Genomic DNA, 12,289 nt, shown 5'->3' on the forward strand with positions numbered 1-12,289 from the left:
GGAGGAAATCTCCTAGACTGTTCGAAGACTTTTAAAAGGGATTATAGTGTGGACTAAGTGGTAATCCAGTCTGGCTTTTGGTGACAAAGCCAAGATGGACTTAAAGGGGAACCGCCTTTATGGCAACATAGGGTATCTATCTGGGAAAACCTACTGGACCTAAGCCGCAGTTTTTACCTTTTAAATGACCATTCCTTATACATATTATATAATGTAAATACTAAGTTTCGAGGTATCAGATGAAATCACAAATTAAACGTTCGATTAAATTCAGTATAACCATTGCCGTTATCACTTTTGTGTTAGCGGCTATTTTTTCAATTATTTCTTCTTCCATACTCAGTGGAGTAGTATGGATACTCGGCTTATTTATTGTGTTGATCATCGTGTCAATTGGTGTAGTCTTTGATATGCTTGGCATAGCATCCACAGCAGCTAGAGAAGCCCCTTTTCATGCAATGGCCGCAGAAAAAGTTAATGGAGCCAGGGAAGCTGTTATTATTATAAGAAATGCGGATAAATTTGCAAGTTTTTGTAATGATGTAATTGGGGATATTTCTGGTATTGTCAGTGGTACTGCTTCAGCCATCGTTGTTTTGCAAATTGCCAATCTGATCGGTCATGAGGATGGTTCAGCAGTACAAATTACTTTATCCGTTTTATTGACAAGCATAGTGGCTGCAATTACAGTTGGTGGTAAGGCAATGGGGAAATTCTTTGCTTTAAATGCATCTACAAAGATTATTTTTTTTGCAGGAAAGGTAATATCCATACTTGAAAATAAATTAAAAATAAACGTGCTTCCTAAGAAATAATTAATGAAAAGGAATTACAATAATGAGCAAAAAACCTTTAGATATCCTTTTAGTTGAAAGAAACTTAATTGAAACAAGAGAGAAGGCCAAACGGGTGATTATGGCCGGTCTTGTATTCTCTGATCAAATGCGATTGGATAAACCTGGAATGAAGGTTGATGAGGAAACCCCTTTAACTGTAAAAGGCAAAAAAACTCCTTATGTCGGTCGTGGTGGCTTAAAGCTTGAAAAAGCGCTGGATTATTTTTCTGTCCCAGTAAATGATAAAATTATGGTTGATGTAGGTTCCTCAACAGGAGGGTTTACTGACTGTGCACTGCAAAAGGGTGCAAAATTAAGCTATGCAGTTGATGTAGGATACAATCAATTGGATTGGAAATTAAGAAATGATTCCCGTGTCATTGTTATGGAAAGAACAAATTTCAGGTACGCAACACCTGAGATGTTTACATATGGCACACCCAATTTCGCCAGTGTTGATGTATCCTTTATTTCCTTAAGACTAATTCTTCCTGTTCTCAGAAAAATTATTGTTGAGAAGACTGACGTGATTGTACTAATAAAACCACAATTTGAAGCTGACAGAGACCAGATTGGTGAAAAAGGTGTTGTACGGGATAAGAAAGTCCACCTGAGTGTATTGCAAAAAATTATCTCACTAGCAGAAAATGAGGGATATGTTTTGTATGGTCTCACACATTCGCCTATAACCGGTGGAGACGGAAACATTGAGTTTTTAGCATATTTTGGGTGGAATAAAGAAAACAAAGAAAAAATGATCAATGATGTGGAATTAGAAAAGGCAGTCGAAAATGCACACCTTGATTTTAATAAATAATTGCCGGACTACAAAAAAAGTTGTAGTCCTTTATAGTATATACACTGCAAGTAAATCAATTCTTGTAACAGTAATCTGTAATAATGAGGGATAAAAATGAGTAAAATCCAACGCCATATTAAAATACGTGAATTAATTACCGAAAATGAAATTGAAACACAGGATGACTTGGTAACCCGTTTAAAAAACCTGGGATATAATGTAACACAGGCAACTGTTTCAAGGGATATTAAAGATCTACATCTCGTAAAGGTCCCCTCAATCAATGGCAAATACAAATACAGTTTACCTGCAGATCAGCGGTTCAATCCACAGGACAAGTTAAAAAGATTAATTATGGATGCATTTGTAAAAATAGATCATGCAAGCCATTTTATTATTTTAAAAACGCTTCCAGGTAATGCTCAAGCTGTCGGTGCTTTAATTGATAATCTGGATTGGGAGGAAATTATGGGTTCCATTTGTGGGGACGATACATGTTTAATTATTTGCCGTACAGAAGCAGATACAAAAATAATCAAAAAACGTTTTATAGAAATGCTATAGAGACTGGTGAGGTGAAAGGGACATGCTAACAGAATTGTCAATACGGGATTTTGCTATAATTGATAATATTTCTATAACATTTAATGAAGGTCTAACTGTGTTAACAGGTGAAACTGGGGCAGGAAAGTCAATAATCATTGATGCAATACAGTTACTTGCAGGAGGTCGAGGTTCTGTAGAGTATGTTAGACATGAAGCAAAGAAGGCAGAAATAGAAGGATTATTTTCAATTGATGATAAGAATCATCCCATTTATAAAAAAGGGAAGCAATTTGGGATTGAAATTCAGGATGAGCAAATAGTTTTGCACCGAACCATTACAGCAAATGGAAAAAGTATCTGCCGTGTAAATAGTAAATTAGTTACATTGGCAATTTTGAGGGAATTCGGAAAAACGCTTATCGATATACATAGCCAGCATGAAACACAGTCACTAATGGATCCGGAAACCCACATTAATTTATTGGATTTATATGACTTTGGACGTATTTCCGAGGCCAAAGAGGAATATAAAATTCTATATGATAAACTTTCCACATTAAAAAAACGTTATCGAAACTTAAGTGAAAATGAACAGGAAATGGCCCACAGGCTTGATTTGCTTGAATTTCAAATGAAGGAACTGGAAGAAGCTGATTTAAGCCCTGATGAGGATGACGCTCTTGAAGAGGAAAGAAGCTCTTTAGTTAATTTTGAACGAATCTATACAGCTTTACAGGATGCTTATAATGCACTATATGGGGAGCAAAAAGGACTGGAATGGCTAAACAAAGCTCAGACAGCCTTACAGGAAAATAGTACATATGATAATTTTATTGCTCAAAGGGCTGATGAAATATCAAATCATTACTTTACACTGGAAGAATTAACATATGACCTCAGTAACCATATCGAAACATTACAATATAATCCAGAACGCTTAAATGAAATCGAATCAAGACTTAGTGAAATAAATAGATTAAAAAAGAAATATGGGTCAACTGTAAATGAAATACTCGAGTATATGGCAAAAATTGAGGAAGAAATTGAAGAAATAACGAATAAGGATTCGCATTTAACCAAATTAGCTGATCAAATAAATGAAATTGTAAAGGATGCTTATTTAGAAGCCAAGCAGCTGCATGATATTCGAAAAAAAGCTTCAGAGTCATTAGTTAAAGAAATTCATGAAGAATTAAAAGGATTATATCTGGAAAAGGCATCATTTTCTATTTATTTTAATACATTAGATGAACAAAAAAATTATAATGAAATAAATCTCCATGAAAATGGTTTGGATACGATTCATTTTATGATATCAACCAATCTTGGGGAACCGCTGAAGGAATTGAGTAAAGTAGCTTCAGGTGGAGAGCTTTCACGTATAATGCTTGTCTTAAAAAGAATATTTACAAAGCATCAGGGTGTTACAAGCGTAATATTTGATGAGGTGGATACAGGTGTAAGTGGACGTGTCGCACAAGCAATTGCAGAAAAAATATATCAAATATCAACAAACTCCCAAGTGTTATGTATTACTCATTTACCACAGGTAGCATCAATGGCAGATACACATAAATTGATTGAGAAAAAAGAAAAACACAATCGCACCTCAACAATGGTTGCTGAATTAAAAGCAGAACAGCAAATTGAAGAAATCAGCAGAATGATTACAGGAACTAAACTAACAAAGGCTGCTAAGCAGCACGCAAAAGAAATGCTTAACTTAGCATCTGCATTTAAATCAAAATAATAAGGATAATTTATCTTAAAAAGCCAGAACATAAGCTGTCTGGCTTTTTTCCTGATTAAAGTTAAAAGTTAATCCCTCAATTAGAAAAATACGTCAGTCAATTTTTACATATTGTCTATTTACAACCTCTTATACATTGTTTTCATATTCTTTGGCAGGAAATGTTACACATCTTTCATATGTTTCACCAGTTTAAAATGGGTCATGTTAGGTCAAATTAGAAGTACAGAAAGATCAAAAATAAATACGACTGAAAATGGTATGGGTTAGGAACGAGGAGAGTGAAGTGATTGAAATTGAAACAGTCATATAATAAACGAATGTGGGTGGGTTTTCTCCTTTTTTTCGCTTTGTTGGCAATCCCTTTTTTCACTCCATTACAACAATATCTTTCAATTCCTAATGAGATTGTAACATTTCACGATCAATCACCTATTGAGGTTCCGACTTTAGGTGACAATGTTCAAATAGAAACAACGGATAACAGTGTAGAGGCAATTAACACATCAGTATTTCATGCCAATAACCCAGGAAACAGTCAGCTGATTTATGAAGTTGCAGGATTTCCAATTAAAAAAGTTAATTTATCTGTATTGGATGATATTGAAGTCATACCAGGTGGACAATCGATAGGTGTACAACTCCATACACTTGGTGTTCTCGTCGTTGGTCACCATGTTGTGAATGGGACTGAAGGAGAATTATCTCCAGGGGAGGATGCTGAGATCCAGGTTGGGGATGTAATCCTGGAGATAAATGGAGAAAAAATAGAAGAGATGGAAGAAGTAAAGCCATTTGTAAAAGAAGCTGGTGAAAGCGGAAAAACTTTAAATATTACTTTAAAAAGAGATGAAAAAACCTTTAAAACAACACTTCAACCAGTACTGGATAAAAAAGAGAATGAATATAAAATTGGTTTATATATTAGGGATTCAGCTGCAGGAATTGGAACAATGACATTTTATGAGCCGGAATCGAAAAAGTATGGTGCGCTTGGTCATGTGATTTCTGATATGGATACAAAAAAGCCAATAGAAATTCATAATGGAACGATTGTAAAATCTTCAGTAACATCGATTGAAAAAGGAAATAATGGTGTGCCGGGTGAGAAGCAAGCCAAATTTTCCACAGAGGATAATAAAATAGGGACTATTACTAAAAACAGTCCATTCGGCATCTTCGGAAAGCTAAATGAGCCGATTACAAATAAAACACATGATCAACCTCTTCCTATAGCATTATCACATGAAGTAAAAGAAGGGCCTGCAAAAATCCTAACAGTGGTAAAGGATGAAAAAGTAGAGGAATTTGATATAGAAATTGTAAGCAGTGTTCCACAGAAGTTTCCTGCTACAAAAGGGATGGTTATCCAAATAACTGATCCGGAACTTCTGAAGCATACGGGTGGTATAGTGCAAGGAATGAGCGGAAGTCCAATCATACAGGATGGGAAAATAGTAGGTGCAGTTACTCATGTATTTGTTAATGATCCAACCTCAGGATATGGTGTTCACATCGAATGGATGCTTCAGGATGCAGGAATAAATATTTATGGAGAAAAAAAGAAAGAAGCGAGCTAATACAATGACTTGTAATGGAAAAACCATTGCAAGTCATTTTCAAATTCAAAATTATTAGTTTTCAATGCAGATGTTTGTTATAATAATTATAATACTTTTCGACAAATACTGAAAAATTGCGTGAAAATTATCGAAATATATCGTAATTTGAAGTAAATATAAGCAAATTAAAGAAAACATAAAAAAATCCAAAGTTTTTTAAAAAAATAAAGGATATTTAACAATTTTGTAGAATATGTAAATTAAGATCAAACTTGAATTACATAAAAGGAGGAGCAATGTAGTGGAGAAAATTTCAGTGTGTCTCGCGGATGATAATAAGGAACTGATACAATTAATGGGTGAGTATTTTGATGAACAGGATGATATAGAAGTAATTGGGACAACTTACAATGGCAGAGATTGTGTTTCAATGGTGGAAGAACTGGAACCGGATGTTTTAGTATTGGATATAATTATGCCACATGTAGATGGCTTGGCTGTTTTAAATTCACTTAAAGGCATGGACTTAAAAAAGAAGCCAAATGTTATTATGCTGACCGCATTTGGTCAGGAGGAAGTAATGAAAAAGGCAGTGGATTTAGGAGCATCCTATTTCATTTTAAAACCATTTGATTTGGATAATTTAGCTGAACAAATACGTCAGGTACAAGGGAGTGGCAGTATGTTCTCATCAGATTCACATAAAGCGACTAAAAAGGAGAGGAAAAAACAGGATCTGGAAGCAAGTATTACAAATATAATTCATGAAATTGGTGTGCCTGCACATATAAAAGGATATATGTATTTACGTGAAGCAATAACAATGGTATATAACGATATTGAACTTTTAGGTTCGATAACAAAAGTTCTTTATCCCGATATTGCGAAGAAGTTTAAAACAACTGCCTCCCGTGTGGAAAGAGCAATTCGCCATGCAATAGAGGTTGCCTGGAGCAGAGGAAATATAGATTCCATATCTGCGCTATTTGGCTATACAATCAGTGTTTCCAAAGCAAAACCGACAAATAGTGAGTTTATTGCAATGGTTGCTGATCGTTTAAGGCTAGAGCATAAAGCAAGTTAATATAGGTAAAATCAAAAATATTACTGTCTGAACAGTAATATTTTTGATTTTAAATACCTATTCAAAATAAGCTGAATATAATGATTGAATTGCTCTATTTAAATCTTTAGACTGAATACCGAACATCATAGATACCTCTGAAGAGCCTTGATTAATCATTTCAATATTTACATTGGCATCCGCTATGGCGACCGTTGCTTTTTTAGCAAGTCCAATTGTTCTAACCAATCCTTCTCCTACAATCATAACCATTGCAAGGTCACGTTGAAGGGATACTGTATCTGCATGAAGCTCGTTTCTAATTCTTTCTATAATAATATTTTCTTTCTCACTGGTTAGTCTTTTTTCACGAATAATGATGGATATATCATCAATACCGGATGGAGCGTGTTCAAATGAGATCCCTTCATCCTCTAAAATGTTTAATAATTTCCGTCCAAATCCTACCTCGCGGTTCATTAAATATTTACTTACATAAAGACTGCAAAATCCTGTATCACTGGCAATTCCAACTACACATTTCTCATCAGGCGCTTTTTCAGAAACGATTAATGTACCTGGACATTCCGGATTATTCGTATTTTTAATACATACAGGTATTTGCTCTTTAAAAGCAGGGATTAGTGCTTCATCATGAAAGACAGAAAAACCAGCATAGGATAATTCACGCATCTCCCTATATGTTAATGTTTTAATTTCTTTAGGGTGATCAACTATATTAGGATTAACCGAATAAACAGAATCAACATCCGTAAAGTTTTCATATAACTCTGCTTTAATACCTGCGGCTATTATAGAACCTGAAATGTCTGAACCGCCCCTTGAAAAGGTCATCAACTGTCCATCTTCTGTATATCCGAAAAATCCTGGAATAATTAATATTCCATCCTCTTCACGCAAAGCATATATTTTTGAGAAACTTTCAGGAAGTATTTGCGCATTCCCAGGCTCGTTACTGACAAGCATCCCGGCATTTTTAGGGTTTACATAACTCGCTTGTAATCCCAGTGAGTTTAAGTATGCACTTAGAATTTTAGCTGTACTATCCTCTCCGATAGCTTTGATCGCATCCATTTTCATTTCATTGGAGTAATTTGCGTTTAACACAGTGTAAATGGATTGCTCAATTTCACTTAAGATAGAAGTATCGAGTTCCAATCCCTCAATGATTTCCCTAAAGCGTTGAATAACAGTCGAAAAATGCTCTTCGAATGCATCGTTATTTAAAAAGGCGTTGCCCAACCGAATTAATATATCGGTTATTTTAAAGTCATCTTTATTTCTTTTACCAGGAGCTGATACTACAATAAACTTTCTTTTGGGGTCTTTTTTTATTATTTCACCCACTTTTTTTAACTGTATTGAATCAGCTACTGAGCTTCCGCCGAATTTTGCAACTTTCATTTCGTATGCCTCCTGTAATGTTTGAAATTTTTAATATAAATAATACCACAAATTTTCTATCTATGGTAGAAAAAATTAAAAGATGGAGATTTATCCATCTTTTTAATCCCTACGCTTATCATTTCTCTTTGCAAGTTGCCTTTTACGATCACGATGAACGATAAATCCACCTATAAAACCAATTCCTCCTATAAAAAGCAGAAACCCTATAAAAAATTGTAATCCGGCATGGAGAAAAATTGGATAAAATTCATCAAATAATGTATCACGCATGAGCTTTATTCCGTATGCAGAAATTACACCAGGAATTAAAAGCATTAGCACCGCAATGATTCTAATCATGTCACTTCCCCTTATGCAATAATACTAGATTTAAGTATATCAAAACTTTATAAAAATAGAAATATAAGTATGTTTTTACTTCAAATGGACAATTTTAATTAGACTTTTTTCTTGAGTATTGTTACTTTTTAACTTCACGTTGGATATAAAGTGCGACGTAATAGATGATCACTAGTCCTTATTACCGCTCCGGAAACACATTTCGCTTTCCGCGGGCGGCTGGTGAGCCTCCTCGTGCTACGCACTGCGGGGTCTCACCTATGCCTTTCCTCCCGCAGGAGTCTTCAATGTGTTTCCTCCGCTGGGATGGTGTTTTTACCTTCAAAGGATGATATAACATTTGATTACATCAAACTATTAAGATAATCCTTACTAGCGTAGGCAGAATACGAAGACTCCTACGGGAACAAATGTTTTTCGGTGGGACGAGTAATCGCAGTCCCAGCACGTGTCCGAAGACCCCGCAGAGTGGTTTTCTCGAGGAGGCTGAGGCCGTGCCCGTGGAAAGCGAAGTATTCTGCCGGAGCGAGATTTAGCGCTCAACCATTATTAGAATAAGAGAAAGCGTCATGTTAGATAATTTTCACTACGTCGCACTTTACAACTTTTGTGTAAAAAACATTTAATTTTTATGGGACAAGCAATCCGCAGCGGAGTCCAGCTTTTTTAAAATTACTTTTTTTCATGGTTTGCCAAATCCTGCATGGTAAAGTATGATAAAAGTATGCAAAATAATGCAAGGTGGGGTAGAGATGAAACGAGTGCTAATTGTTGGTGCCGGAAAAGGGGGAAGTGTACTTTTAGAGATATTATATGCTACAAAGAAAATGAAAATTGTTGCTGTAATTGATACAAATAAAGATGCCGGTGGATTAAAATTAGCAAAAGAATATAATATTCCGGTAGATGATGATTGGAAAAAATGGGTGGATCAGGATATTGATATCATCATTGAAGCAACAGGGGATAAGCGTGTTTTAGAAGAGTTAATTGAACAAAGGACTGGAAAAACAGTTGTGATTCCCGGAACAGTAGCATACATAATTTCCGAACTATTTGATGAAAAAGAAGTATTGTTAAACCGCATCAAGCTTCAAATGAATAATCAGGAATTAATACTTAATAATATCCGGGACGGCATGATTGTTATTAATAATCAGGAACAAGTACAATTTGTAAATAAAAGTGCTGAAAAAATTGTAGGATATTCTAAAAAAGATTTTGAAGGAAAAAACATTAGAGATATAATTGAAAGTACTAGGTTACCCAATGTATTACGCAGTCAGCGAAGAGAGGTAAATCAAAAGCTTTTTTTGGAAAATGGGAAAAAAGTAATCACTACGCGGATTCCTATTATAAATGCAGACGATCATTTAGTTGGTGCTTTCGCTGTATTTAAAGATATCACAGAGGTCATGAAATTAGCTGAAGAAAATACAGATTTAAATGAAGTAAAAACAATGCTTGAAGCGATTATTAATTCTTCGGATGAAGCAATAAGTGTAGCAGATGAAAATGGAATTGGATTAATAATTAATCCCGCATATACACGGATTACCGGTTTAAAAGAATTGGACATTATAGGAAAACCTGCTACTACTGATATATCTGAGGGAGAAAGTATGCACATGAAAGTTCTGCAGACCCGAAGAGCTGTGCGGGGAGTCAGAATGAAAGTAGGGCCAGGCAAAAAAGATGTGCTTGTTAATGTAGCGCCGGTTATTGTTGACGGAAAACTTAAAGGAAGTGTTGGAATACTTCATGATGTTTCTGAAATTCAGTCATTGACGAGTGAATTAAAAAGAGCAAGACAGATTATACGTAATCTTGAAGCGAAATACACATTTGATGATATTATCGGAACTTCCGAAGCAATGAAAATCGCATTAGAGCAAGCAAAGGTCGGTGCAAAAACACCAGCAACCGTATTATTGCGTGGAGAATCCGGTACTGGTAAAGAGCTATTTGCACATGCCATTCATAATGAGAGTGATCGAAAACATAATAAATTTATACGTGTAAACTGTGCTGCATTAGCAGAATCTATTTTAGAAAGTGAATTATTTGGTTATGAAGAAGGAGCTTTTTCAGGGGCTAAACATGGTGGGAAAAAAGGTATATTTGAAGAAGCAAATCTGGGAAGTATATTTCTTGATGAAATCGGCGAACTATCTTTAAATATGCAAGCTAAACTACTTCGGGTACTGCAGGAGAATGAAATTGTACGAGTAGGCGGCACAGACCCTATTACAATTAATGTGCGAATAATTACGGCAACAAATGTAAATTTAGAGAAAGCTATAATGAACAAAACATTTCGTGAGGATTTATATTATCGTTTAAACCGTTTGCCTATATTTATCCCGTCCTTAGATGAACGGTTGACTGATTTACCGGATTTAATTGAACATATCATACAAAAAACAAATCAGGACTACGGGCGAAATGTCCAATCCATTTCTGATGCGGCACTTTCGGTGCTGAAAAAAAACCACTGGCCTGGAAACATCAGGGAATTGGAAAACGTGATAGGAAGAGCAATGATCTATATGGATTTGAATGAAGAAATAATAAATGAAAAGCATATTTCGTATTTGAACATGGTATCTTCAAAAAATAATATAGATTCTTCTATCCAAACAGCAAATGGAAATAGTCTTCAGCAAGCGGTGGAACAATATGAAAAAGAATATATCTCGAATGTATATAAAAAAAATAATTTTAACAAAACCAAAACTGCTAAAGACTTAAAAGTCTCCATTCGAAATTTATATTATAAGATTGAGAAATATAAACTTGAATGAAGTAACATGCAACATCCTTCATATATGCATTTTTTTGCAGGTGCTAATTCATCTACAATGAAGCGCTTTCAATTTAAATAAGTTGGCACGTTTTTTGCATTATAAGTAGTGTGGATACAGGAGGGGACAATGAGATCATTAGAATCTTTAAAAAATCAGGTGAAACAGGAAGAAAACCAAATCGTAGCTGTTGCTAATGCTGCAGATAAGGAATTGCTCTTAGCAATTAAAGCTGCTGTTGAAGAAGGTTTGTGTTCCTTTATTTTATTTGGTGACGAAGAAGCAATTAATGATATTGCATCTACAATTAAATTAGATCTTTCGATGAAAGCAATAACACTGCAACATGTGAATGAATTAGAGGAAACAGCCAATGCTGCAGTAAGGACTGTTCATCAAAAAGAAGCCTCTATCCTGATGAAAGGTAATGTTGCGACGAAGAGTTTATTGAAAGCAGTCCTAAATAAAGATTATGGACTGCGCTCAGGAAAGGTACTTTCCCATGTTGCTCTTTTTGAAATTCCCAATCAGGATCGTTTGATTTTTTTAACCGATCCTGCAATGAACATTGCTCCAAACATAGAGGAGAAGGCTGAAATTATTAAAAACACGGTACAGGTAGCACATGGAGTTGGTATACAGCTTCCTAAAGTGGCTGTCATCGGACCTGTTGAAACAGTAAATTATGCGATGCAATCAACTGTTGATGCAGCTGTTTTAACACAAATGCAAAAAAGAGGACAAATTAAAAGATGTTTAATTGATGGTCCACTGGCATTTGATAATGCAGTTTCTCTTGAAGCTGCAAAACATAAAGGAATAGAGTCAGAAGTAGCGGGTGCAGCCGATATTATTATGGTGCCGAATATCGAAGTTGGAAATGCTTTATATAAATCTTTTATATATTTTTCAAATGCTAAAGTAGCAGCTATTATCAGTGGTGCAAAAGCTCCAATTATATTAACATCACGTGCTGATACGGCAGAGAATAAATTAAATTCTCTTGCATTGGCACTAGTGTCATCTAAAACATTCAAGACTTGTGGTGATAAGTCAAGTAAAAAATGATAAAAGAAAAAGATAAAAACTGGCATTAAAGGTTAAAAAGAGCGCACTAAACTAAACCCACCCAATTAACTGAAACAATTGTTCGGGCCTGCTG

General features: G+C 35.0%; 10 protein-coding genes. 8 read left to right on the forward strand and 2 right to left on the reverse strand.

The window, feature by feature from the left end:
• The first annotated feature begins 239 nt into the window (after nucleotides 1-239).
• From CIL05_RS14170 to spo0A, 6 genes are all read left to right on the forward strand, one after another.
• Nucleotides 240-815, forward strand: coding sequence for a hypothetical protein (locus CIL05_RS14170; protein ID WP_095656202.1), 576 nt, complete (start codon nucleotides 240-242; stop codon nucleotides 813-815).
• A gap of 22 nt (nucleotides 816-837) precedes the next feature.
• Entirely contained in the window at nucleotides 838-1,653 is an 816-nt protein-coding gene (locus CIL05_RS14175) for a TlyA family RNA methyltransferase (protein WP_095656203.1), read from the forward strand.
• A gap of 96 nt (nucleotides 1,654-1,749) precedes the next feature.
• Entirely contained in the window at nucleotides 1,750-2,199 is a 450-nt protein-coding gene (ahrC, locus tag CIL05_RS14180) for a transcriptional regulator AhrC/ArgR (RefSeq protein WP_095656204.1), read from the forward strand.
• Nucleotides 2,200-2,221: 22 nt separating this feature from the next.
• The gene (recN, locus tag CIL05_RS14185; RefSeq protein WP_095656205.1) at nucleotides 2,222-3,931 is read left to right on the forward strand and encodes a DNA repair protein RecN; all 1,710 of its coding nucleotides are present in this window, start codon (nucleotides 2,222-2,224) and stop codon (nucleotides 3,929-3,931) included.
• A gap of 320 nt (nucleotides 3,932-4,251) precedes the next feature.
• Nucleotides 4,252-5,511 carry a SpoIVB peptidase gene (gene spoIVB / locus CIL05_RS14190; protein ID WP_095656215.1) on the forward strand — a complete coding sequence of 420 codons (1,260 nt, stop codon included), beginning with the start codon at nucleotides 4,252-4,254 and terminating at the stop codon, nucleotides 5,509-5,511.
• 283 nt (nucleotides 5,512-5,794) lie between these two features.
• Nucleotides 5,795-6,577 (forward strand): sporulation transcription factor Spo0A, encoded by a 783-nt coding sequence (gene spo0A / locus CIL05_RS14195; RefSeq protein WP_095656206.1) that lies wholly within the window; start codon nucleotides 5,795-5,797, stop codon nucleotides 6,575-6,577.
• Nucleotides 6,578-6,634: 57 nt separating this feature from the next.
• Here spo0A and CIL05_RS14200 read toward each other — a convergent pair whose 3' ends face one another.
• Together CIL05_RS14200 and CIL05_RS14205 are read right to left on the reverse strand one after the other, a co-directional pair.
• The gene (locus CIL05_RS14200; RefSeq protein ID WP_095656207.1) at nucleotides 6,635-7,981 is read right to left on the reverse strand and encodes an aspartate kinase; all 1,347 of its coding nucleotides are present in this window, start codon (nucleotides 7,979-7,981) and stop codon (nucleotides 6,635-6,637) included.
• Nucleotides 7,982-8,083: 102 nt separating this feature from the next.
• Nucleotides 8,084-8,323 carry a DUF2627 family protein gene (locus CIL05_RS14205; protein WP_095656208.1) on the reverse strand — a complete coding sequence of 80 codons (240 nt, stop codon included), beginning with the start codon at nucleotides 8,321-8,323 and terminating at the stop codon, nucleotides 8,084-8,086.
• Between the two features lie 752 nt (nucleotides 8,324-9,075).
• Here CIL05_RS14205 and CIL05_RS14210 point away from each other — a divergent pair.
• Together CIL05_RS14210 and yqiS are read left to right on the forward strand one after the other, a co-directional pair.
• Nucleotides 9,076-11,127 (forward strand): sigma 54-interacting transcriptional regulator, encoded by a 2,052-nt coding sequence (locus tag CIL05_RS14210; RefSeq protein ID WP_095656209.1) that lies wholly within the window; start codon nucleotides 9,076-9,078, stop codon nucleotides 11,125-11,127.
• A 129-nt stretch (nucleotides 11,128-11,256) separates the two neighbouring features.
• Nucleotides 11,257-12,195 carry a phosphate butyryltransferase gene (gene yqiS, locus CIL05_RS14215; RefSeq protein WP_095656210.1) on the forward strand — a complete coding sequence of 313 codons (939 nt, stop codon included), beginning with the start codon at nucleotides 11,257-11,259 and terminating at the stop codon, nucleotides 12,193-12,195.
• Nucleotides 12,196-12,289 lie beyond the last annotated feature (94 nt).

The organism is Virgibacillus profundi, from assembly GCF_002287375.1.
Taxonomy (GTDB): domain Bacteria; phylum Bacillota; class Bacilli; order Bacillales; family Amphibacillaceae; genus Virgibacillus_K; species Virgibacillus_K profundi.